Source organism: Streptomyces cupreus (assembly GCF_014257025.1).
Taxonomy (GTDB): domain Bacteria; phylum Actinomycetota; class Actinomycetes; order Streptomycetales; family Streptomycetaceae; genus Streptomyces; species Streptomyces cupreus.
In genome coordinates, this window is the sequence record NZ_JACMSF010000016.1 from 103,105 (window position 1) to 125,288 (window position 22,184).

Below are 22,184 nucleotides of genomic sequence, written 5' to 3' on the forward strand. Positions count from 1 at the left end.
CCGGATGCCGGACTTCAATGTGGCGCAGGCCCGCGGCGGCCGTCAAGACGGCGAGAACGGACAGACAACTGTTCCCCGGAGGCGAGTGGGGCACCTCCGGGGAACAGGTGGTTCGGGCGTTACGGGACGAGCTTCAGGAGCCGGTTCGGGGAGCCGGTGCCCGCGCTGGTGACCTTGCCGGTGGTCGCGCCACTGGTCAGGGCCGAGGCGACCTGGGCCGGTGTGGACGAGGCGTGGTTCGCCAGGTAGACCGCGGCCGCGCCCGCGACATGCGGGGTCGCCATCGAGGTGCCGGAGATGGTGTTCGTCGCGGTGTCGCTGGTGTACCAGCCGGCCGTGATGGAGGAGCCGGGCGCGAAGATGTCCAGGACCGAGCCGTAGTTGGAGTAGCCGGCCTTGGCGTCGGTGCTGGTGGTGGCGCCGACCGTGATCGCCGAGGCGACCCGGGCCGGGGAGTACGAGGAGGCGTTGGCGCTGCTGTTGCCCGCCGCGACCGCGTAGGTCACGCCGCTGGCGATGGAGTTGGCGACCGCGGTGTCCAGGGAGGTGGAGGCGCCGCCGCCGAGCGACATGTTGGCCACCGAGGGCCCGGAGTGGTTCGCCGTCACCCAGTCGATGCCCGCGATCACGCCGGCCGTGGTGCCGGAGCCGCTGTTGTTCAGCACGCGCACCGCGACGATGTTCGCCTTCTTGGCGACACCGTAGGTCGAGCCCGCGATCGTGGTGGCCACATGGGTGCCGTGGCCGTTGCCGTCGGAGGCGGTGGTGTCGCCGTCGACCGCGTCATAGCCGTAGGAGGCACGGCCGCTGATCTGGGTGTGCGTGATCCGGACGCCGGTGTCGATGACGTAGACCGTCACTCCGCTGCCCGCGCTGTCCGGGTAGGTGTAGGTGCCGGAGAGCGGAAGCGAGGTCTGGTCGATCCGGTCCAGGCCCCAGGGGGCGCTCGTCTGGGTGGTGTCGGCGAGCCGGACGCGCTGGTTCTGCTCGACGGAGGCCACCGCCGGGTCGGCGGCGAGTCCGCGGGCCTCGGCCGCGGAGAGGGTGGCCGAGTAGCCGTTGAGGACCTTGCCGAACGTCTTCTTGACCGAGCCGCCGTACTCCTTGATCAGGCCCTTGCCCTCGCTGGAGGACGCCTTGAGGCCGGCGCCCTTCTTCAGCGTGACGATGTAGCTGTCCTTGATGGCCGTGGGGGAGCCGGCGGCAAGGACCTTGCCCTCGGCCGGTGCGGCCTGGGCGGGCAGGGAGGTGAGTCCGCCGACGAGGGCTGCGGTCGCCAGGCCGGTTGCCGCGGCGAACCGGAGCTTCTTGCTGCGCAGTTGTGCCATACGAGGGAGTCCTCCTCATTGGCGACGCGCGCTTGGGTGGGCACGCGTCTGTGGGGTGGATAAAGACTCGGTGCTCTACGTGCGTAGAACAAGAGAGTTGAGGGGTTGTCAACAAAGCTGTCATGGACACGTAATCAAATTCATAGTGAACACATAGGGTGCCGGTCGATTCGTGGTCGAAAGTCTTGACATGAACACTTCCCATCAACACGCGTAGTTGCTACGACAGTTGTGGCAGAGATCCTGCTAAAGGGAGGTTCCATGAGACGTTCCCGAATTGCCGCTTACGTCAGCTCGCTCCTCCTCGCCCTCGGCGCCGTGCTCACCGGCGCGGGCTCGGCCCAGGCCGCCACGGGCCCCTATGTGGCGCTGGGTGACTCCTACGCGTCAGGCGTCGGCGCCGGGAGCTACATCAGCTCCAGCGGCGACTGCAAGCGCAGCACGAAGGCCCACCCGTACCTGTGGGCGGCCGCCAACTCACCCTCGTCGTTCGCCTTCACCGCCTGCTCGGGCGCTCGAACGGGTGATGTTCTGGCCAATCAGATGAGCCCGCTCAACTCCAGCACCGCCCTGGTCTCCATCAGCGTCGGCGGCAACGACGCCGGGTTCGCCGACGTCATGACGACCTGTGTGCTCCAGTCCGACAGCTCCTGCATCTCGCGCATCAACACCGCCAAGGCGTACGTCGACTCGACGCTTCCCGGCAAGCTCGACAGCGTCTACTCGGCGATCCGCTCCAAGGCCCCGTCCGCCCACGTGGTCGTGCTCGGCTACCCGCGCTTCTACAAGCTCGGCCAGTCGTGCCTCGGCCTCTCGGAGACCAAGCGCAAGGCCATCAACGACGCGGCCGACTACCTGGACGCCGCAGTCGCCCGCCGCGCCGCCGCGCACTCCTTCACGTTCGGCGACGTCCGCACCACCTTCACCGGCCATGAGATCTGCTCCGGCAGCTCCTGGCTGCACAGCGTCAACTGGTTCAACATCGGCGAGTCGTACCACCCGACCGCGGCCGGCCAGTCCGGCGGCTATCTGCCGGTCCTGAACAGCGCCGCCTGATCCTTCAGCAGTTTGGTCTCAGTCGCTCGGTGAAGGGGAAGGGGAGACCCCGTCCGTCGGGGTCTCCGTCACACACGTCACCGAGAACGGAACCGAGTTGGAGGTCGTCTCCACCGGATCCCGGACCTCGACGCTGATCTCGTTCTCGAAGGTCCCGCTGTCCGAATTTCCGGCGGATGTCGTCACGAACGCCCGGTCCTGCTTGGTCTTGGTGCCGCCCTCCGGGAACGACAGCGTCTTCCAGCCCTGGTCCATGACATCGCCGTCCCGCGACACCCAGCGATAGCTGACCTCCGCGGGCAGCCGCCCCACCGTGAACGTCGCCGTGAAGGCCGGGGCCTCGGCCTCCGGCGGCGGACAGGAACCCTCGTACTCCGTGTTCGACCCGGCCAGGGACACCTGCACGGACTGCGGCGGCGGGGTCGTCCGCGTCGGAGTCTCGCTCGGCGTCGGTGTCGGGGTGTCGTCGTCGGTCTCGGACGGTGTCGTCTTCGTTCCCGTCTCCGCCTGGCTGGTGGTGTCGCCCTGGGCCCCGTCGCCGCCGTCCTCCCGGTTCAGCAGGGCGTACGTCAGTCCGGCGACCGCCAGCGCGAGCGCGGCGAGGCCCGCGACCAGGACGACGGCGGCACGCCGGTTGCGGTCGGGGCGCTCGGGGCCGGTGGAGGGCGTGGGGGTGGTGGGCGCCGTGGGATAGGGCATCGGCGGGGTCGGCGGCTGCTGATGCGCGGCGACGGTCGGGGCGAACGGCGTCGCCCGTACCGTCCCCGCGCGGGGAGTGCCTCCCGCGCCGACGATCCGCAGCTCCTGCTCCGCCTGCTCCGCCGCCAGCCGCTCGGCGGGGTCCTTGCGCAGCAGTCCCTCGATCACCGGGGCGAGCGGACCGGCCCGGTGCGGCGGCGGCAGCTCCTCGTCGACGATCGCGCGCAGGGTGTTGAGCGGGGTGTCCTGGCGGAACGGGGAGTTGCCCTCGACCGAGGCGTACAGCAGCACCCCGAGCGACCACAGGTCGGACTCGGGGCCGGGCGTGCGGCCCAGCGCCCGCTCCGGGGCGAGGAACTCGGGCGAGCCGATCACCTCACCGGTCATCGTCAGCGCGGAGCTGCCCTCCACCATGGCGATCCCGAAGTCGGTGAGCACCACCCGGCCGTCGTTCGCCAGCAGGACGTTGGCCGGTTTCACATCCCGGTGCAGCACCCCGGCCCCGTGCGCGGCCCGCAGCGCCGCCAGCACCTCGGCACCGATGTGCGCGGCGCGCTGCGGGGGCAACGGGCCCTCGGCGTCCAGGAGTTCCGCGAGCGAGATCCCGCGCACCAGCTCCATCACGATCCATGGCCGGCCGTCCTGCGTGGCCACGTCGTACACCGTCACCACATTCCGGTTCGCCACCCGCGCCGCCGCCCACGCCTCGCGCTCCAGGCGGGCGTACATCCGCTCCACCTCGGCGGCCGGCAGACCGTGCGGGGCGCGCACCTCCTTGACGGCGACCTCGCGGTGCAGCACCTCGTCCCGGGCGCGCCAGACCGTCCCCATACCGCCCTCGCCCAGGGGGGACAGGAGACGGTAGCGGCCCGCGATCACTCGTTCACTGCCCGGTGCGTCGGACACGGGCGCCCCCATTCGCATGCGCGCGAAATCTCCTTTTCCTCACAAAGTAGCTCAACCGAGTGCGGATGCCGCCCCCTTGAGCACCAATCCGGCCCCAAGAGCTACGACGACCAACGCGGACAACAGCGGTGCGGTACGGCGGACCAGACCCGCCAGCGGATGGGCGGCCCAGCGCGGCCGCCGCTCCAGGACCTTGCCGGCCCCCGCCCCCAGCCGTACGACGGCGAACCCCGCCGCGGCGAGGGTGAGAGCGAGCCCGACCCCGTACGCCACGACGAGCAGCAGCCCGAACCAGGCGTGCCCCAGCGCCGCGGCACCGACCAGGACCACGACGGCGGAGGGGCTGGGCACGAGCCCACCGGCGAACCCCAGGAGGATCGTGCCGCGCACGGTGGGGGCGGTGGCGTGGGTGTGCGTATGGCCACCGTGGGTGTGGGTGACCGGGTGCGTGTGCTCGTGGGTGTGGGCGCCGACCAGGACGGGGGTGCGCTCGTGCACGGGCGCGTGGGAGTGCGTGTGCTGGTGGCTCCGGCTGTGCCAGGCCCGTCGTACGAGGGTCGCGCCCGCGGCGGTGACGAGGGCGCCGCTGGCGATGCCCAGCCAGGCGATCACGGACGGCGCCGCCGCAGAGCCCGCGGTGACCAGCAGGCCCAGGGCGACCACGCCCAGGGTGTGGGTGACCGTCACCGAGGCGGCGAGCGGCAGGACGTCCTTCATCCGGGCATGCCCGCCACGGGCCGTGGCCACCGCCGCCATCAGCGTCTTGCCGTGGCCCGGGGCGACGGCGTGCAGCGCGCCGAGGCCGACCGCGATGCACAGGGCGAGCGCGGCGAAACCGACGGTGAGGTCGTTCCGGGCCACCAGCGAGTCCAGGGCCCGCGTCCAGCGGTCGGCGCCACGCGGCAGCACGGAGGCGGCGGGTGCGTCCCGCTCCTCCTCGGCCAGCGCGGGCCCGCCAGGACGCACGCTCAGGGAGGCGGACGCGGTGTCGGCGGGGGAGAAGAGCAGTTCCTCGGGGTAGCCGGTCAGCTCACCGGACAGCGATTCCTTCGGTACGTCGGAGGCGGTGAGCGTCATCCGGTCGCCGCGCGCGGTGATCTCCCGCCAGCCCGGCCCGGACTCCGCACCGGCGGCGCGGAAGCCGAGCTCCAGGCTCTCGGCGTCGGGCAGCGGAGCGCGGAGCAGGCACTCCACGCGCAGGGTGTCGAGGCCGGCCTGTCCGGGCCCCACGCGCGCGTGGCTGTTCTCGACGGTGAGGGGGACGCTCCGGCCCTCGACGGTGAGGGCGCTGTCCCGGGCGGCGGTTGCGCACCGCCGCCCGGCCCATTCGTCGAGGCCCAGCCGATGGATGTCCGGCTCGGCCTGGGTCGCCGGGATCTCCGCGAGATCCTCGACATGCTCCACGCGGAGGGCGCCGGGGGCGGCGACGAGTCCGTCGTAACGGTTGACGGTGAAGTTGCCGAGGGGGTGCGCGCTCGCGGGCGGGGAGGCGGCCAGCACGAGTGCGCCGACGGCCGTGAGCACGGCCGCGCCGGAGGCGACCAGACGACGGAGGGTCACTCGCCCGCCTCCAGATCCTTCAGGGCGGTACGGGCCTCGCGGGCGCCGAGCGGCGAGAAGCCCGGGTTGAGCCGCAGGGTCGCCGACAGATGCTTCTCGGCGTCCCGCTCATGACCGGCGGCGCGCTCGATCATGCCCCGGTGATAGAGGAACGTCGCGTTGCGGTAGCCGGTGGCCGTGGCCCGGCGCGCGTAGGGCAGTGCCTCCTCGTCACGGCCGTTCATGTGCAGGGCCCAGGCCAGGGCGTCGGCGGTGTGCACGGTACGGCGGCGGTCCCACTCGGCGCGGGCCGCGCGCAGGGCGGCGTCGGCGTCGCCGTGGTCGGCGGCGGCGAGCGCGGTGTCGAGGTCGACGTTGACGCCGTTGGCCCGGGCGAGCGCGGTCCAGGCGTCGACGAGGTGGTACTGGTCGCCGGCTCGGTCGTCCTGACCGGCGGCCTCGTACAACTCGCCGAGCACGACGAGCGGCCCGGGGAGCGGGGACCGCGCGACGACGGCCTCCATGCCCTTCACCGCCGCCTCCGGTTCCCCACCGGCGGCCTGCGCACGGGCGCGGCCCTCCAGCGCGGGCAGATAGGTGTCGTCGGCGGCGAGGGCACGCGCGTACTGGAGCAGGGCCTCCTCGTAATCGCCCTGGTTCCAGGCGAGTTGGCCGAGCTGAGTGGCCACGTACGCCACGTCCGAGGGAGCGGTGGCCGAGGAGAGCGCCTGCTCCAGCACGCGCCGCGCGGTCCTCACGTCGCCGCGCAGCTCGTGCACGTACGCGTACCGAGTGAAGACGGGGACTCCCGGCCGACGCTCGTCGGCGACGTCGGCGGCCTCGGCGGCGTCGTCGTAGCGCCCGAGCTCCACCAGCGCGTCGACCCGGCTGGCCAGCGCCCGCTCACTGTAGGGATTGGCCTTCAGCGCTCGCTCCGCGTACTTGAGGGCGTCCGGGAAGTCATGCCGAGCCGCTGCCAGGGCGGCCTGTCCGGCGAGGGCCTGATCATTTCCGGGCTCCAGCGACAGGGACCGCTTCAGTACCCGCTCGGCCTGCGGGTAGCGGGAGGCGTCGCCGTTCATGCGGGCCTGCTCCACATACGCGAGACCAAGGGTCGCCCAGCCGCTGAAGTCCCGAGGTTGCTCGCGCAGATGGCGTTGCAGCGACGACACATTGGCGTCGAGGTCCCCCGAGGCGAGACTCACCGGGGAAACGGCGGGGACGCCGTTCTCCGGAACATCCCCTCCGAACGCGACGGCCCCCGCGGTAAGCGCAATAGCCAACAACCCGGCACACAGCCCGAGTTGGATGTGGGTGCGCGAGATCATTGCCCTCTCCTGGATCACTGACGAAGAAACGGAAGGGATACGCCGGTCAGGGGCGCGGGGCTGCATCCATTTGCGGCTCCGCCGCGTGGGCGCGACCAGCCACATACGAGTCGCGGCCAAGGAAATCCCCGCACCCCAGCGGAGCGCCTAGTACGCCCGCTCCCGCATCCGCCGCCACCAAAGCAACCCGGCCCCGATCAGAACGACACCGATAGCCCCCGCCCCCGCGGAAGCCGCGATCAGCGTGGTGTCGGAGGAACCCCCGGAGGAACCCGCAGGCGACAACGCGTCCCCTAGCTGATTGCGCACGTCGTTCCCACCGGAGGTACCCTTCGCCAGCGGCCCCCGAGACCCCTCCGTCGGCAGCGCCACATACGGGAACGCCTTCTCGAAGTCCTTGTCGTTCTTGTCGACCGCGTCCCCCAAGTCGTTCTTGGAGCCCACGAGTTCACCCTCGACGACCTGAAGCGACGCGTCGATCACGTCATCCGTCAGCCGACGCCCGTTGGGGAACCCGGAGTTGTCACCGTCGAGCACCCCCAGCCGCTTCGGCTCGGCGGCGGGCTTGATGGACGTGTTCAGCCGCAGCTCCTCCGCGGGACGCACATGAGGCGGCTGATTGAGCCCCTTCACGCCCTTGAGGAACACATCGACGAGGTCGTTGCGAGGCTCGGCCGGCGCCGGGATCTTGTAGATCGCCTCGATGAGCTTCGGCAGCTCGGGATTGGTCACGTTCTTCAGGAACTGCGCGTCGTCCCAGGGCGCGCTCGCGTTGAACTTGTCCTTGTCCTTGAGCGGATTGACGACCTCGTTCACGAGCGGCATGCCCAGCCGGGACACCTGAGCGAAGTGCCCCTGCGCGTTCTTGCGCTGGGTGGTCGACCAGATGCCCACGATCGGCTGCTCGGCCGACTCCGTGATCATGTGCGTGGGCACCTGCAACGCGATCGAGTTGACGTTGTACCCCTTGAGCGTGTCGTTCCCGACCTCGCTCAGATTCCCCCCGTACAGCAGGTCGAAGACCCGCAGATCGAGGAAGAACGGGTCATCGGCCTGACCGGCGAACGACGAGGCACCACCGGCCAGTTGATGGACAGCTTGCGAGCGCAGCTTCGCGTAGTCCGGCATGGATGCCTTGCCGACGTTCGACGGCGCCACCGGCACATCGTCGGCGATCTTCGTCCTCGACACCAGGTGCTGGTTCTTCAGCCGCAGCAGATCGATGTCGTAGGACTGCGTGACGTTCAGGTCCGGGTCGTCCAGGCTCTCGACCGGGCCGGTGTTGTACAGGAACGTCTTCTTGTTCTTCACATGCGTCTTGAACGTGAAGCGGTACAGCAGCTCGCCCTGCGCGTCGCCGTTGTTGTCGATGTGGATGTCGTACTGCGCGTCCTCGGCGAACGTGAAGAAGTTCGGTCCGCCGGCCGGCTCCTCGAAGGGGATCCAGTTCGCGACGATCGTCGTCGTGTCCGGCTTGTCGGGGCTGACGAACGCGTACACGTCCGTGTTGTCGTACTGCGGAGTCCCCGAGATCAGCGGGGCCTCCCGGTGGCTGGAGGCGGAGGCCGCCCCCGGTTCCAGCGCGGTCACGCCGGCGGCTGCGAGCCCTCCGGCGGCCAGCGCACCACAGATGAGAGTCGCGACGCTCGCGCGTCCCGCGCCGCTCCTGGAGATAGGTGTCATGCCGTCCGTCCTCGGTTCAACTTGCCTGACGCACCGGGATTCGGAGCGGGGCGCGGAGCGGATTGGTCCGACCTGAAAACTGATTTGGCGCCCCGCCGACCCGCGTTTTCGGCTTCCTGATCCGTAACCCCATCCGGAGGTGGGTGCGTTGCGAATACCTCGTGGGACGGGACGGCCCAGATGCGGTCTCGCGGGAGGGGGAGACGAGTTGGAGGCGGACGAGCTTTTGGTGCTCGTGGCTGGTGGGGACCAGAAGGCATTCGAGGAGTTGTACGGGATCGTGTCGGGGCCGGTGTTCGGACTGGTGCGGCGGGTCGTGCGGGACCCGGCCCAGTCGGAGGAGGTGGCGCAGGAGGTGCTGCTGGAGATGTGGCGGTCCGCGGGGCGGTTCGACCCCGGCCGGGGCAGCGCCCTGTCGTGGATCCTCACCCTCGCCCATCGCCGGGCCGTGGACCGGGTGCGCAGCGCCCGTGCGGCCGGCGAACGCGAGCAGCGCGAGGCACGGCGGGCCCATCACCCCGCCTTCGACCAGGTGTCCGAGGAGGTCGAGGCGGGCCTGGAGCGTGAGTGGGTGCGCCGCTGCCTCGACCGGCTCACCGCCCTGCAACGGCAGTCCGTCACCCTCGCCTACTACGACGGCTACACCTACCGTGAGGTCGCCGAGCGGCTCTCCCTGCCGCTGGGCACGGTCAAGACCCGGATGCGCGACGGGCTGACCCGGTTGCGCGAGTGCCTGGGAGGTGCCGCATGAGCCTCTTCCGCCGCGGGGACCTGCACTCCCTCGCCGCCCCCTACGCCCTCGACGCTCTGGAACCGGGGGAGCGCGTGCGCTTCGAGAAGCATCTGAAGAACTGCGAGCGCTGCGCCGCCGAGGTACGGACCCTGTCCGAGGACGCGGTACGACTGGCCTGGTCGACGTCCGCCCCGGCGCCGGCCGCGATGCGCGAACGGGTCCTGGCCGCCGTACGGACGACCGCTCAGGAGCCCGTGCGGGCGCGGGAGCCGCAGTTGCCGCCGCATGTGTGGGGGATGCGGCCGCCGCCGAGCCGGGTGCGGGAGCGGCGGCCCCTGTTCGTGCCCTTCGCGACCGCCACCGCCGCCGCGGCCCTCGTCGTAGGCTCGCTGTTCGCGGTGCAGGCGAATCGGACGCAGGACGAGCTGGACGCCCAGCGGGCGCAGGCGCGTGAGATCGCCCACGTTCTCGCGGCTCCCGACGCACGTGCGAGCACCGGACAGGACGCCGAGGGCCGGAGTATCGGAGTGATCGCTTCCGTATCGGAGGGGCGTGCGGTCGTCACCCTCGGCGGATACGACGACCCTCCGGGGCGCCGCGTGCATCAACTGTGGCTCATGCGCCCGGGCGCGCAACCGCGCTCCCTCGGGCTCTTCGAGGGCGACACGCCCTTGGTCGCGTCCGGCCTGGACAAGTCCGCTACGTCACTGGCCGTGACCGTCGAGCCGGACGGAGGCTCGCCGCAGCCCACTACCCAGCCGGTAGTCCAACTCGCCCTGAAATCGGTTGGATTCGGAGAGTGATCGACGACGAATCGTCAACGCCCTTACGGGGAAGGTGAATCCTGTGACCGCGATACACGAGTGCCCCGAGGGGGCGATAGGGTTACCCTGCCCGGGCCGGGTGGACTCGTACGGGTGGGGAGTGACATGGAACAGATAACAGTGCGCAGCAGGGCGAGGGTCCCTGCGATCACCTGCGGGAGCAGCGCGACCAGTTCGCGCCTCGACCGCCATCTCTCGGTGCTGGCGGGTCCCGCCGTGCCGCAGCAGAAGACGGCCGAGGCGACCTCGCTGATGCGTGAGCTGACCGCCCGTGAGCCCGTGAGTCAGCACAGCGACCGGGGTGCGCGAGTCCGTCGCGTCTCGCTCTTCGCGCCCCTGCGTCGACTGCGCCGCTCGCTGTTCGGCGGCCACTAGGCGCTCCGCTGCAGGTGCCGCGATCTGCCGTCGGTCTTCTGCGGCGCCGTCGCGACCTGCTCAGACGTTCCGGCCCCGCGCTCAGGCGGCCACTCCGTCCCGGCGCAGCGCTGCGATCTCGCCGTCCGTCATCCCCACGGCTCGCAGCAGCGCCTCGGTGTGTTCCCCGAGCGCGGGCACGTCCCCCATGCGTGCCGCCTCCCCACCCGGCAGCGTGATCGGCGGCAGCAGCGCCCTGAGCGGCCCCACCGGCGAACCCACCTCCCGCCACCGCTCCCGGGCCGTCAGCTGCGGATGGTCCGCGACCTCGTGCAGATCCCTGAGCCGCGCGCACGCAAGACCCGCGCCCTCCAGCCGCGCCAGCGCCTCGTCGGTGTCGAGCGCGCCCAGCGCCTTCGCGACCAGCTTGTCCGTGCGTTCCCGGTTCACCACCCGAGCAGCATTCGTCGCATAGGCCGGCTCGGTCCCCAACTCGGGCCGCCGCAGCACCTGTTCGGCCAGTCGCCGCCATTCCCGGTCGTTCTGCACCGACAGCAGCACCCGTCCCCCGTCCGCCGTCGGATAGGCGTCGTAGGGCGCGATGACGGCGTGCGCGAGCCCGGTGCGCGCCGGTGCCGTGCCGCCGTGCATCGCGTGGTGCAGTGGATGCCCCATCCACTCCGCCAGCGACTCCAGCATCGACACCTCCACAGGCCCGCCCCGCCCGGTCATGCCCCTGCGCACCAGCGCCGCGAGCACCCCGGAGAAGGCGTACATGGCCGCCGCGATGTCCGCCGCAGGGATCCCCGCCTTCACCGGCTGTTCGGGCGTCCCGGTCACCGACACAAGGCCGGCCTCGCACTGCACGAGCATGTCGTAGGCCCGCTTGTCCGCGTACGGGCCGCCGGCGCCGTACCCCGAGATGTCCACGGCTACCAGGCGTGGGTGCGCGGCGCACAGCGTGGCCGCGTCGAGGCCGAGCCGGGCGGCGGCGCCCTGGGCGAGGTTTTGCACGAAGACGTCCGCGTCGCGCACGAGTCGTCGTACGACGTCCAGGCCGCGCGGGTCCTTCAGGTCCAGGGCGATGGACTCCTTGCCGCGGTTGCACCACACGAAGTGCGAGGCGAGACCCGCGGCGGCGGTGTCGTAGCCGCGCGCGAAGTCGCCGCCGTCGATCCGCTCGACCTTGATCACCCGGGCGCCGAGATCGGCGAGCTGCCGGGTGGCGAAGGGGGCCGCGACGGCCTGTTCGACGGCGACGACGGTGATGCCTGTAAGGGGCAGCGGCTGTGATTCCATGCGGGCGATCATGCCCCGTGGACGTCAGCCTTCGCCATGGGTGTACCGGCGTACGGCAAGCGGCGCGGCGACGGCGATCAGCAGGGCGCTCCAGGCCGGCGACCCGGCGACCGGGTGGGCCACCGGCCAGGTGATCTGGGCGCGTCCCGAACGGACGGGCCGGGGGCCGAGGCCCGCGTACAGCCGGGCCGACATCGCCGCGGCGGCCGTCCGGATCGCTGACGCGGAGGGGCTCGACTCGGTCTCGATGCGACGGGTCGCGGCCGAGGTCGGCTGCGGCACGATGTCGCTCTACAACTACGTGCCGCGCAAGGCGGACCTGTACGAGCTGATGGTCGACGAGGTCAGCGCGGAGTACGAACTGCCGGACGACCCCGGGCTGGCCGAGCGCGTGCGCTCCGTGGCGTGGTCGGCGGAGCGGGAACTGAGCGTACGGGGCGCCTACATGATGAGCCGGGTCATGACGGGGGAGTACCCGCGCCTGGCGGCTGAGGCTCAGACGATCACGAACTGGCCCTCCGGGCCCTCCTCGTGATGGTCCAGGACCGAGGCCGGCCCCCGGGCCGCCTCGGGCACGGGGAGCACCCCCGCCTTGCGCAGCTCCGCCGCACTGATCGCAGCGTTGATCGTCAACTCCTTCTGCCGTGGCCGCAGTTCGGCGAGCAGGGCCAACACCGTGATCAGCTCAAGGAGTTCGGAGGTCCAGGTCTGCGGCCAGGTCGGCGGGCGGATCGCCGCCAGGGTGCCCGGTTCCGTCTTTTCGGCGGTGCGGGTGGTGAACCACTGCTCCAGGACGCGGACGCCGCCCACCTCGTAGTCCCAGGCCTCCGGCGGCACCGGGGAGACGCGGCCCTCGTCCAGGTGCAGGGTCTCCTCCTCGCGGTCGTAGTGCAGGGTCAGGGGGCGGGAGGGGAGCGGGGCGCGAACGTACGGGCGGCGGCCTCCGGGGAGTTTGGGGCGGTCGCCGTCGCGTCGCATCAGCCAGAGGATGCGGTGGCCCAACTCCACGCCCTTCGCCCAGAGTTCGGGGTCCTCGGTGAGGGGGACGGTGAGGTCGTGGCGGGTCGTGGCGATGGTCCAGGCGAGGACGTCGGCGGGGGTGGGGGACAGGCCGAGCCGTGTGGTCAGGTGGTCCATCAGGCCCGGGGCCAGGTTCGGTTCCGTGCCGCCGGGGCGGCGGTAGAGGGGGCGGATTCGGCCCGGACGCAGGAGGGGGAGCAGGGAGGTGGCGAGGAGCTGGTCGGGGGTCTCGACCAGGAAGGTCTGGTGTTCGTCGGCCACCCGCCACAGCTCCGGTCGGGCCGCGTCGATCAGGCGGTGGTCGGGGATCAGCCACTGCTCGTCGAAGGGGGCGTGCAGCACGCGGACCGGCTCCGGGCAGGGGCCCGAGGCGCGGACCAGTTTCTCCGTACCCCCTGGGTGGCCCGGCAGTTGACCCACCGCCGAGTGCAGGGTGCGTGAGCGCGTCGGCTCCAGCAGCGCTTCCCGGTCCGGGCCCTCGGCCTTGACGAAGGCGTCCCAGCGGGCCTTCAGACAGGCCGCGTCGGGGCCCGTCGGCCACCCCCGGCCCAGCCGAAGCGGTGCGACGGACCACGGCATGAGGTCCGCCAGCGGCGGAGCGTCGTCGTGCGTCACGGTGGGCATGGTACGACGTGGCCGTCTACGTCGCGTCGAGGGTCACCGTGAAGGAGAAACGGTCGCCTCTGTAGTTGATGACCGCCACATCCAGAACACGTCCGTCCGAATCGTACGTAATGCCCGTATAGTGCAAGATCGGGCTCAGCAACGGTACTTCCAGCAACCGAGCCGTCTCCGGATCCGCCAGCCTCGCCTCCACCGTGTCCGTGATACGGCTGATGTCCGCCAGGACGACGTCCCGCAGCACCTTCGTCATCGGCCACCGCTCCAGATCGGCCGGATCGATGCGCGCGGCGAGTTCGGGGCGGACGTAGTTGCGGGCGTGGTTCGTCGGCTCGCCCGTCTTCTCGTCGCTGCGCAGCCGGTGGTACGTCGCCACCTCGCCCAGATCCGGGAAGTACTCGGCGAGTTCCACCGGTACCGGCCCCTTCCCGTGGTCCAGCACCCGCGTCGCCATCCCCGACTGCTGCGCCACGATCGCGTCCACCGACCCCAGCAGCCGTACCGGCGCACCCCGTTGGACATGCGGCTCGATGAACGTGCCCCGCCGCCGGTGCCGGGTGATCAGCCCCTCGTCCTCCAGCTCCTTCAGCGCCTGCCGCATGGTCAGCACGCTCACGCCGTAGTGCTCGGCCAGCTGCTCCTCCGTGGGCAGGCGCAGCGGGTCCTGGGGCCGGCGGCCGAGTATCGAGGCGCGCAGCGACTGCGACACCTGGTACCAGAGCGGCAGCTTGCGGTTGAGGACGATGGAGTCCGGGGCGAAGGAGGTCACGGGGCCATCCGTACCGGCAGGAGTTGATCAGTGCAAGGGGCGGAAGTGCCGTTCGAGACCCTGCCACACGTCGTCGTAGCGCTGTTGCAGATGCTCCGCCTCCGCCGCGTGCGGGGTCAGGGTCACCGGCCACCGCGTCTCGAACATGAAGGCAAGTCCGTCGTCGACCTTCTGCGGCTTCAGCTCGGCGGCGCTCGCGCGGTCGAACGTCTCCCGGTCCGGGCCGTGCGCCGACATCATGTTGTGCAGCGAGCCCCCGCCCGGCACGAAACCCTCCGCCTTGGCGTCGTAGGCGCCCTCGATCAGGCCCATGTACTCGCTCATCACGTTCCGGTGGAAGTACGGCGGCCGGAAGGTGTCCTCGCCCACCAGCCAGCGCGGCGCGAACACGACGAAGTCGACGCCGGCCAGGCCCGGGGTGTCGGACGGGGAGGTGAGCACCGTGAAGATCGACGGGTCGGGATGGTCGTACGAGATCGTCCCGATGACATTGAAGCGGCGCAGGTCGTACACGTACGGCACGTGGTTGCCGTGCCAGGCGACCACGTCGAGCGGGGAGTGGCCGTACGTCGCCCGCCAGAGGTTGCCGCAGAACTTGTTGACCACCTCCACCGGGCCCTCGACGTCCTCGTACGCGGCGACGGGCGCCCTGAAGTCGCGGGCGTTCGCGAGGCCGTTGGCGCCGATCGGGCCGAGGTCGGGGAGCTGGAAGGGGGCGCCGTAGTTCTCGCAGACGTAACCGCGGGCCGTCTCGTCCAGCAGCTCCACCCGGAAGCGCACCCCGCGCGGGATCAGCGCCACATGCCCCGGCTCGGCGTGCAGCAGCCCGAACTCGGTGCGCAGCAGCAGCCCGCCCCGCTCCGGGACGATCAGCAGCTCGCCGTCGGCGTCGCTGAGGACGCGGTCCATGTCGGCCGTGGCGTGGTAGAGGTGCACGGCCATGCCGGTGCGCTGGGTCGCGTCGCCGTTGCCGCCGAGGGTCCACAGGCCGGCCAGGAAGTCGGTGCCGGGGGCGGGGTCGGGCAGGGGGTTCCAGCGCAGCCGGTTCGGGTCCGGCACCGACTCGGTGAAGGGCGCCGTGCGGATCGGGCCGTTGTCGACGCGCGTGAACGCCGGGTGGGCCGCCGAGGGGCGGATCCGGTACAGCCAGGAGCGGCGGTTGTGGGCCCGCGGCTCGGTGAACGCCGTACCGCTGAGCTGCTCCGCGTACAGCCCGAGCGGTGCGCGCTGCGGTGAGTTGCGGCCCTCGGGAAGGGCGCCGGGCACCGCCTCGGAGCTGTGCTCGTTGCCGAAGCCCTGGAGATACGACAGCCCCTCCGCGGCCTTCCGCGATCCCCCACGCTCGAACACGCTCGCGCGGGAGGTGCCCCCATCGCTCATGATCGCTCCCTTGCCGTCCGGAATCCTATGTATAACCGTAGGATTCCGGCTCGGTGGGCGCAAGAGGTGCACCCCAGGTACGCGGTTTCTCCTCACTGCGGACGACCAGAACCAGACCCCAGGGGGATCCGAGTGTCGGACCGGTGTTCTACGCTCCCCGGCATGTCGTGGACGCGGGCGCTGCTCGCCGCGCTCGCGGTCTGTGTCCTGCTGCTGACCGGATCCGTGGGCTGCGGCTCCAGTGGCACACAGGAACAGAAGATCGGCGAGTCGCCCTCGCCGGTCGGCGAGCTGCTCGACGACTCCGACGAGGAGGGCCGGCTCTACCGCGAGGTGGACGAGGAGCAGGCACCCGAGGTCGGCATCGAGGTGCAGCCGAACTCGTCCGACAGCTGGGACGTCCGTCTCACCGTCCGCGACTTCCGCTTCTCGCCCGCCGGCACGAAGGAGAAGCCGGTGGCCGGACAGGGCCTGGCGCACCTCTATCTCGACGGCCGCCTGATCGCCCGCCTCCGCACCCCGGAGTACCGCCTCCCCGCCGAACTCGTCCCGCGCGGCACGCACCACGTCACCGCCCGCCTGTACGCCGACGACGGCACGGTGTGGGCCGTGGACGGCGAACCGATCGAGAGCACGGCCGACATCACGGCCTCGGAGGCCGACCCGACGATGAGTGCAGGGGCCACCGGAGTCCGTACTGGAGGGCAAGGTTCACCGGACCGCGCCGGAAAGGCATCATGAAGCCCGTGCCCCACGCGACCTCGCTCCGCCGCGCGCCCGTACAGCGGCGCAGTGCCGAACGGCTCACCAGGATCCTCGACGCCTGCGCCGACCTCCTCGACGAGGTCGGCTACGACGACCTGAGCACCCGCGCGGTCGCCCAGCGCGCCGGAGTCCCCATCGGCTCGGTCTACCGCTTCTTCGGCAACAAGCGACAGATGGCCGACGCCCTGGCCCAGCGCAACCTCGACCGCTACGCCGAGCGCGTCACCGAACGCCTGGCGGGCGGCGCCGTCCGCGACTGGCGCGCGGCCATGGACGCCGTACTCGACGAATACCTCGTGATGAAGCGAACGGCCCCCGGCTTCGCCCTCGTCGACTTCGGCAACCAGATACCCGTGGGCGCCCGCCGCGCGGAACCCAACCATCGAGTCGCCGACCGCCTCACCGACCTCCTCTCCGGCTACCTCGACCGCACCCCCGACGAGGATCTGCGCCGCGTGTTCCTCGTAGCCGTGGAAACCGCCGACACCTTGGTCCACCTCGCCTTCCGCGTCTCCCCGGAGGGAGACGAGCGGATCATCGAGGAGGCACGGGAGCTGCTGCGGGCTTATCTGGCGCGGGCCCTGGACTGAACCCTCCGCGAATTTCCGACCCCACCCCCGCCACCCCCTCCCCAGCATCCATACCGGTCGGTATGCTCGGCCCCACGTCCGTGCGCCACCGTCGCCGCCCCGGGAGGACCCGTGTCCCGCACCGCCCTGCGAATCTGCCCCCTGTGCGAGGCCACCTGTGGTCTGACGCTCACCATCGAGGGGACGCGTGTCACCGGCTCCCGAGGCGATCGGGACGATGTGTTCAGCAAGGGGTTCATCTGTCCCAAGGGGGCGTCCTTCGGGGCCGTCGACGGTGACCCGGACCGCCTCACCGGGCCGCTCGTACGCAAGGACGGGGTGTTGCGCGAGGCCAGCTGGGAGGAGGCCTTCGACGCCGTCGCCGTGGGGGTTCGGTCCGTCGTCGAGCGGTACGGGCCGCACTCCGTGGGGATCGTCCTCGGCAATCCCAACGTGCACACCATGGCCGGCGCCCTGTACCCGCCCGTCCTGATCGGCGCCCTCGGCACGCACAGCCTGTTCAGCGCGTCCACGGTCGACCAGATGCCCAAGCATGTCTCCAGCGGGCTCCTCTACGGCGACGCCAACGCCATCCCCGTTCCTGATCTCGACCGCACCGATCATCTCCTCCTCATCGGCGCCAATCCTCTTGAGTCCAACGGGAGTCTGTGCACCGCCCCCGACTTCCCCGGCCGGCTCAAAGCCCTCAAGGCCCGTGGCGGCACCCTCACCGTCATTGATCCGCGCCGCACCCGTACCGCCAAGCTCGCCGACCGGCACATCGCGATCCGGCCCGGCGCCGACGCGTTGCTGCTGGCGGCGATGGCGTACGTGCTGTTCGAGGAAGGCCTGGTGAACCTAGGGGAGTTGGAGCAGCACGTGCAGGGCGTCGAGGAACTCCGGGCGGAAGTAAGGGACTTCACCCCCGAAGCCGTCGCCGGCGCCTGTGACGTCGACGCCGACACCATCCGCACGCTCGCCCGCGAACTCGCCGCCGCCCCCACCGCCGCCGTCTACGGCCGCATCGGCAGCTGTACCGTCACCCACGGCACCCTGGCCAGCTGGCTCGTGGACGTGCTCAACATTCTCACCGGCAACCTCGACCGGCCCGGCGGCGCCCTCTTCCCACAGGCGGCCACCGACAAGACGCCCCGGCCCGCCGGACCCGGCCACGGCTTCCAGCTCGCCCGCTGGCACTCCCGGGTGAGCCAACACCCTGAGGCGAAGGGCGAGTTGCCGATCTCCGCGCTCGCCGAGGAGATCGACACCGCCACCGAAGAGGGCGAGCCCGTCCGGGCGCTCATCGCCATTGCCGCCAACCCCGTGCTCTCCGCCCCCGACGGCGACCGCCTCGACAAGGCGCTGGACTCCCTGGACTTCATGGTCAGCGTCGACCCGTATCTCAACGAGACCTCGCGCCACGCCCATGTCGTCCTGCCGCCGCCCCCGCCCTCCCAGAGCCCGCACCACGACTTCGCCTTCAACACGCTCGCCGTGCGCAACCAGGTCCGCTACAACCGTGCCGCCGTCCCGCTGGAGCCCGGCCGCATGGCCGAGACGGAGATCATGGCCCGCCTCGTCCTCGCCGCGAGCGGAATGCACGGCGCCGATCCGGCCGCAGTCGACCAGATGGTCATCGACCAGACCCTCGGCAAGGCGGTCAAGGAACCCCACTCCCCGGTCCACGGCCGTGACCCGCGCGAACTCGCCGATCGGCTCACCGGCGACACAGGCCCCGAGCGACGGCTCGACATGATGCTCCGCCTCGGCCCCTACGGCGACGGCTTCGGCGCCCGACCCGACGGGCTGACCCTTCAGAAGGTGCTCGCTCATCCGCACGGCATCGATCTCGGGCCGCTTCGGCCCCGGCTGCCGCAGCCGCTGAAGACCAGGAGCGGCAAGGTCGAGCTGCTGCCCGAGCCGATCGCCGACGATCTGCCGCGCCTCAGGGAAGCCCTGCGGCACCGCCCCGACGGGCTCGTCCTCGTCGGCCGCCGTCATCTGCGGTCCAACAACAGCTGGATGCACAATGTGCCCGCCCTCACCGGCGGCACCAACCGCTGCACCCTCCACATCCACCCCGACGACGCCGAACGGCTCGGCGTGCGGGACGGGGCGGCCGTACGACTGAAGGGGGCCGGGGGAGAGGTGACCGCGCCCGCCGAGGTCACCGACGCCGTGCGTCCGGGGGTCGTCAGCCTGCCGCACGGGTGGGGGCACGACCGGCCCGGGACCCGGATGAGCCATGCGCACAAGGACCCCGGAGTCAACGTCAACCAGCTCCTCGACGGCAGCCTGCTCGACCCGCTGTCGGGCAACGCCGTCCTCAACGGAGTACCCGTCGAGGTCGCCCCCGCGGCCGAAAAGCTCAGCGCTCTGACCTGAGCAAAGCTCTGACCTGGAGTTTTGCGCTTATTGCTCGCACGTCAACATCTTGTTAACGCGGCTTGAAGAGACCTAACGTCGTCGCACCGCCGGCCCTGGTGGGAGATGTTCAAGGGCGAACGTTAGGTATCCACTCATGCTGACCATCCTCGGCTTCGTCATGATCGCGACCTTCCTGGTCCTGATCATGATGAAGAAGATGTCGCCGATCGCGGCGCTCGTGCTGATCCCGGCGCTGTTCTGCGTCTTCGTCGGGAAGGGCGCCAACCTCGGTGACTATGTCATCGACGGCGTCACCAGCCTCGCCCCCACTGCGGCGATGCTCATGTTCGCGATCGTCTACTTCGGTGTGATGATCGATGTCGGCCTCTTCGACCCGATCGTGCGCGGGATCCTGAAGTTCGCGAAGGCCGACCCGATGCGGATCGTCGTCGGTACGGCCGTCCTCGCGGCGATCGTCTCCCTCGACGGCGACGGCTCGACCACCTTCATGATCACGGTCTCGGCGATGTACCCGCTGTACAAGCGCCTGAAGATGAGCCTGGTCGTGATGACCGGTGTCGCCGCCATGGCCAACGGCGTGATGAACACCCTGCCCTGGGGCGGCCCCACCGCCCGCGCCGCCACCGCGCTGAAGCTGGACGCGAGCGACATCTTCGTCCCGATGATCCCGGCGCTCCTGGTCGGCCTGCTCTTCGTGTTCGTCCTCTCGTACGTGCTCGGTCTGCGCGAGCGCAAGCGGCTCGGCGTGCTCACCCTGGACGAGGTGCTCATCGAGGAGAAGGAGACCGAGACCGTCCTCGTCGGCTCCGCCGGCTCCGGCGACGGCAAGACCGCCCTGCCCGCCACGGGCGGCGCCGGCTCCGGCACCGACGCGGACGCCGAGGACGAAGGCTTCCAGGGCCTCGACCCGAACCGCGCCACCCTGCGCCCCAAGCTCTACTGGTTCAACGCGCTGCTCACGGTCACCCTTCTGACCGCCATGATCATGGAGTGGCTGCCGATCCCGGTGCTGTTCCTGCTCGGCGCCGCCCTCGCCCTCACGGTCAACTTCCCCCGCATCCCCGACCAGCGGGCCCGGCTCGCCGCCCACGCCGACAACGTCCTCAACGTCTCCGGCATGGTCTTCGCCGCCGCCGTCTTCACCGGCGTCCTCCAGGGCACCGGCATGGTCGACAGCATGGCCAACTGGATGGTGGACGTCATCCCCGACGGCATGGGCCCGCACATGGCCCTGGTGACCGGACTGCTGAGCCTGCCGCTCACCTACTTCATGTCGAACGACGGCTTCTACTTCGGCGTCCTGCCGGTCCTCGCCGAGGCCGGTGCCGCGCACGGAGTCTCGCCGCTGGAGATGGCCCGCGCCTCGCTGATCGGCCAGCCGCTGCACATGTCGAGCCCGCTCGTCCCGGCCGTGTACGTCCTGGTCGGCATGGCCAAGGTCGAGTTCGGCGACCACACCAGGTTCGTGGTCAAGTGGGCCGCGGCCACATGCCTCGTCATCCTCGGGGCAGGAATCCTCTTCGGAATCATCTGATACGTACATGGAGGACGTCATCGTGAGGCCCGGTGGGAACCGCGGCTGGCTGCTCCGCCTCGTCATCGCCTTCAGCTTCGCGCAGGCGGCGGTGTCGATGGCCCGGCCCGCCGTCTCCTACCGGGCCCTGGCGCTGGGCGCCGACGAGCGGGCGGTCGGCGTCATCGCCGGTGTGTACGCGCTGCTCCCGCTGTTCGCCGCCGTGCCCCTCGGCCGCCGTACCGACCACGGCCGCTGCGCGCCCCTGCTGCCGGTCGGCGTGGTCCTGATCGCGGGCGGCTGCGCGCTGAGCGGCATGGCCAACTCCCTGTGGACGATGGCCCTGTGGAGCGGGGTGATGGGCCTCGGCCACCTCGCCTTCGTCATCGGCGCCCAGTCCCTGGTCGCCCGCCAGTCCGCCCCGCACGAACAGGACCGCAACTTCGGCCACTTCACCATCGGCGCCTCCCTCGGCCAGCTCATCGGCCCCATCGCGGCGGGCGCGTTGATCGGTGGCCACGACATGGCGGGCACCAGCGCGCTCGCCCTGCTGGTCGCGGGCGCGGGCGCGGCGGTCGCGCTCAGCTCGCTGTGGCGAATAGAGCACCGTCGTACGACGCCCAAGTCCCGTACCGGACAGGGTGACCGCGTCCCCGTCCACCGCATCCTGCGCACCCGGGGTGTGCCCGCGGGGATTCTGATCAGCCTCTCCGTGCTGTCCGCGACCGACGTCCTCACCGCCTATCTGCCGGTGGTCGGCGAGGACCGGGGCATCGCGCCGTCGGTCATCGGCCTGCTGCTCAGCCTGCGCGCCGCGGCCACCATCGCGTGCCGGCTGGTGCTGACCCCGCTGCTGCGCCTGCTCAGCCGCTCCGCCCTGCTGACCGTCACCTGTCTGCTGGGGGCCGCGCTGTGCGCCGCCGTCGCGCTTCCGGTGCCGGTGTGGGCGCTGGCCCTGATCCTCGCCGCGCTCGGCTTCTGCCTCGGCGTCGGACAGCCGCTGTCCATGACGACGGTCGTCCAGGCCGCCCCCGACGGCGCCCGCTCCACCGCCCTCGCCCTGCGCCTGACCGGCAACCGGCTCGGCCAGGTCGCCGCGCCCGCCACGGCGGGCCTGGTCGCGGGCGTCGCGGGAGTGGCGGCGCCGTTCGTGATGCTGGGGGTGCTGCTGCTGGCGTCCGCGGGCGTCGCCGTGCGGTCACCGGGGTCCGGGAAGGGCGAGGGCGGTGCGGCCGCCGCATCCCGCAGGTCCCGGGCGGCTGCGAGCCGTAAGAGCGACGACTGACGGGTCGTAGGGCGCGGCTTCCCGGGTTCGCCGGAGCGCGCACCGCCGCCCTCGCGGCCCTGATCCTCGCAGGCACGGCCGCCGGGGCGCCCGCCGCCGTCGCCCAGCTGCCCGGTGACTACGGG

At 71.1% G+C, this 22,184-nt stretch carries 19 protein-coding genes; 10 read left to right on the forward strand and 9 right to left on the reverse strand.

All coding sequences use genetic code 11. From position 1 onward, the window contains the following. Positions 1-119 precede the first annotated feature (119 nt). Positions 120-1,328 (reverse strand): S8 family peptidase, encoded by a 1,209-nt coding sequence (locus H4N64_RS17225; protein ID WP_186283215.1) that lies wholly within the window; start codon positions 1,326-1,328, stop codon positions 120-122. A 261-nt stretch (positions 1,329-1,589) separates the two neighbouring features. Here H4N64_RS17225 and H4N64_RS17230 point away from each other — a divergent pair, with 261 nt between their 5' ends. Further along, entirely contained in the window at positions 1,590-2,384 is a 795-nt protein-coding gene (locus H4N64_RS17230; protein ID WP_186283216.1) for an SGNH/GDSL hydrolase family protein, read from the forward strand. 18 nt (positions 2,385-2,402) lie between these two features. On the opposite strand, the gene H4N64_RS17235 is transcribed toward H4N64_RS17230, so the two are convergent. The 4 genes from H4N64_RS17235 to H4N64_RS17250 all read right to left on the reverse strand — a co-directional run bounded on the left by H4N64_RS17235 (position 2,403) and on the right by H4N64_RS17250 (position 8,539). Next, the gene (locus H4N64_RS17235; protein ID WP_186283217.1) at positions 2,403-4,007 is read right to left on the reverse strand and encodes a serine/threonine-protein kinase; all 1,605 of its coding nucleotides are present in this window, start codon (positions 4,005-4,007) and stop codon (positions 2,403-2,405) included. Between the two features lie 33 nt (positions 4,008-4,040). Continuing rightward, entirely contained in the window at positions 4,041-5,549 is a 1,509-nt protein-coding gene (locus tag H4N64_RS17240) for a nickel transporter (protein ID WP_186283218.1), read from the reverse strand. Beyond that, positions 5,546-6,856 (reverse strand): tetratricopeptide repeat protein, encoded by a 1,311-nt coding sequence (locus H4N64_RS17245; protein WP_186283219.1) that lies wholly within the window; start codon positions 6,854-6,856, stop codon positions 5,546-5,548. The genes H4N64_RS17240 and H4N64_RS17245 overlap by 4 nt, the downstream gene beginning before the upstream one ends. A 147-nt stretch (positions 6,857-7,003) precedes the next feature. Further along, positions 7,004-8,539, reverse strand: coding sequence for a DUF4331 domain-containing protein (locus H4N64_RS17250; RefSeq protein ID WP_186283220.1), 1,536 nt, complete (start codon positions 8,537-8,539; stop codon positions 7,004-7,006). A 208-nt stretch (positions 8,540-8,747) separates the two neighbouring features. On the opposite strand from H4N64_RS17250, the gene H4N64_RS17255 reads away from it, so the two are divergent. From H4N64_RS17255 to H4N64_RS17265, 3 genes are all read left to right on the forward strand, one after another. Beyond that, a complete protein-coding gene (locus H4N64_RS17255) occupies positions 8,748-9,290 on the forward strand; it encodes a sigma-70 family RNA polymerase sigma factor (RefSeq protein WP_186283221.1) in 543 nt (180 codons plus the stop codon). Beyond that, positions 9,287-10,075, forward strand: coding sequence for an anti-sigma factor (locus tag H4N64_RS17260; protein WP_186283222.1), 789 nt, complete (start codon positions 9,287-9,289; stop codon positions 10,073-10,075). The genes H4N64_RS17255 and H4N64_RS17260 overlap by 4 nt, the downstream gene beginning before the upstream one ends. A gap of 126 nt (positions 10,076-10,201) precedes the next feature. Continuing rightward, a complete protein-coding gene (locus tag H4N64_RS17265; protein WP_186283223.1) occupies positions 10,202-10,471 on the forward strand; it encodes a hypothetical protein in 270 nt (89 codons plus the stop codon). Positions 10,472-10,552: 81 nt separating this feature from the next. Here the strand turns inward: H4N64_RS17265 and H4N64_RS17270 are convergent, their stop codons facing one another. After that, complete coding sequence (locus H4N64_RS17270; protein ID WP_260859767.1) at positions 10,553-11,749, reverse strand: CaiB/BaiF CoA transferase family protein; 1,197 nt, start codon at positions 11,747-11,749, stop codon at positions 10,553-10,555. A gap of 10 nt (positions 11,750-11,759) precedes the next feature. Between H4N64_RS17270 and H4N64_RS17275 the strand changes: the two genes are divergently transcribed. Next, positions 11,760-12,284, forward strand: a complete 525-nt coding sequence (locus H4N64_RS17275) for a TetR/AcrR family transcriptional regulator (RefSeq protein WP_222109050.1) — start codon at positions 11,760-11,762, stop codon at positions 12,282-12,284. Here the strand turns inward: H4N64_RS17275 and H4N64_RS17280 are convergent. The 3 genes from H4N64_RS17280 to hmgA are packed head-to-tail and all read right to left on the reverse strand — an operon-like array spanning position 12,245 to position 15,539. After that, a complete protein-coding gene (locus tag H4N64_RS17280; protein WP_186283225.1) occupies positions 12,245-13,393 on the reverse strand; it encodes a type ISP restriction/modification enzyme in 1,149 nt (382 codons plus the stop codon). The two genes, H4N64_RS17275 and H4N64_RS17280, sit on opposite strands and share 40 nt — an antisense overlap. A gap of 16 nt (positions 13,394-13,409) precedes the next feature. Beyond that, a complete protein-coding gene (locus H4N64_RS17285) occupies positions 13,410-14,159 on the reverse strand; it encodes a UTRA domain-containing protein (protein ID WP_186283226.1) in 750 nt (249 codons plus the stop codon). Between the two features lie 27 nt (positions 14,160-14,186). After that, on the reverse strand, positions 14,187-15,539 hold the full coding sequence (gene hmgA / locus H4N64_RS17290; protein ID WP_186283227.1) for a homogentisate 1,2-dioxygenase: 1,353 nt from the start codon (positions 15,537-15,539) through the stop codon (positions 14,187-14,189). Between the two features lie 162 nt (positions 15,540-15,701). Here hmgA and H4N64_RS17295 point away from each other — a divergent pair, with 162 nt between their 5' ends. From H4N64_RS17295 to H4N64_RS17315, 5 genes are all read left to right on the forward strand, one after another. Further along, positions 15,702-16,280 (forward strand): hypothetical protein, encoded by a 579-nt coding sequence (locus H4N64_RS17295; RefSeq protein WP_186283228.1) that lies wholly within the window; start codon positions 15,702-15,704, stop codon positions 16,278-16,280. Beyond that, entirely contained in the window at positions 16,277-16,894 is a 618-nt protein-coding gene (locus tag H4N64_RS17300) for a TetR/AcrR family transcriptional regulator (RefSeq protein ID WP_186283229.1), read from the forward strand. Before H4N64_RS17295 ends, H4N64_RS17300 begins: the two co-directional genes overlap by 4 nt. Before the next feature lie 111 nt (positions 16,895-17,005). Then, a complete protein-coding gene (locus H4N64_RS17305; protein WP_186283230.1) occupies positions 17,006-19,258 on the forward strand; it encodes a molybdopterin-dependent oxidoreductase in 2,253 nt (750 codons plus the stop codon). A gap of 136 nt (positions 19,259-19,394) precedes the next feature. After that, positions 19,395-20,795, forward strand: coding sequence for a CitMHS family transporter (locus tag H4N64_RS17310; protein WP_186283231.1), 1,401 nt, complete (start codon positions 19,395-19,397; stop codon positions 20,793-20,795). A 22-nt stretch (positions 20,796-20,817) separates the two neighbouring features. Beyond that, positions 20,818-22,059, forward strand: coding sequence for an MFS transporter (locus H4N64_RS17315; protein ID WP_186283272.1), 1,242 nt, complete (start codon positions 20,818-20,820; stop codon positions 22,057-22,059). Positions 22,060-22,184: the final 125 nt, after the last annotated feature.

Excerpts from the sequence above, each read along its gene's own strand:
- H4N64_RS17260 (WP_186283222.1), top strand. The coding sequence starts at position 9,287 with ATGAGCCTCTTCCGCCGCGGGGACCTGCACTCCCTCGCCGCCCCCTAC.
- H4N64_RS17295 (WP_186283228.1), top strand. The coding sequence starts at position 15,702 with ATGTCGTGGACGCGGGCGCTGCTCGCCGCGCTCGCGGTCTGTGTCCTG.
- H4N64_RS17265 (WP_186283223.1), top strand. The coding sequence starts at position 10,202 with ATGGAACAGATAACAGTGCGCAGCAGGGCGAGGGTCCCTGCGATCACC.
- H4N64_RS17235 (WP_186283217.1), bottom strand. The coding sequence starts at position 4,007 with ATGCGAATGGGGGCGCCCGTGTCCGACGCACCGGGCAGTGAACGAGTG.
- H4N64_RS17280 (WP_186283225.1), bottom strand. The coding sequence starts at position 13,393 with ATGCCCACCGTGACGCACGACGACGCTCCGCCGCTGGCGGACCTCATG.
- H4N64_RS17270 (WP_260859767.1), bottom strand. The coding sequence starts at position 11,749 with ATGGAATCACAGCCGCTGCCCCTTACAGGCATCACCGTCGTCGCCGTC.
- H4N64_RS17245 (WP_186283219.1), bottom strand. The coding sequence starts at position 6,856 with ATGATCTCGCGCACCCACATCCAACTCGGGCTGTGTGCCGGGTTGTTG.
- H4N64_RS17250 (WP_186283220.1), bottom strand. The coding sequence starts at position 8,539 with ATGACACCTATCTCCAGGAGCGGCGCGGGACGCGCGAGCGTCGCGACT.
- H4N64_RS17300 (WP_186283229.1), top strand. The coding sequence starts at position 16,277 with ATGAAGCCCGTGCCCCACGCGACCTCGCTCCGCCGCGCGCCCGTACAG.
- H4N64_RS17275 (WP_222109050.1), top strand. The coding sequence starts at position 11,760 with ATGCCCCGTGGACGTCAGCCTTCGCCATGGGTGTACCGGCGTACGGCA.
- H4N64_RS17225 (WP_186283215.1), bottom strand. The coding sequence starts at position 1,328 with ATGGCACAACTGCGCAGCAAGAAGCTCCGGTTCGCCGCGGCAACCGGC.
- H4N64_RS17310 (WP_186283231.1), top strand. The coding sequence starts at position 19,395 with ATGCTGACCATCCTCGGCTTCGTCATGATCGCGACCTTCCTGGTCCTG.
- H4N64_RS17230 (WP_186283216.1), top strand. The coding sequence starts at position 1,590 with ATGAGACGTTCCCGAATTGCCGCTTACGTCAGCTCGCTCCTCCTCGCC.
- hmgA (WP_186283227.1), bottom strand. The coding sequence starts at position 15,539 with ATGAGCGATGGGGGCACCTCCCGCGCGAGCGTGTTCGAGCGTGGGGGA.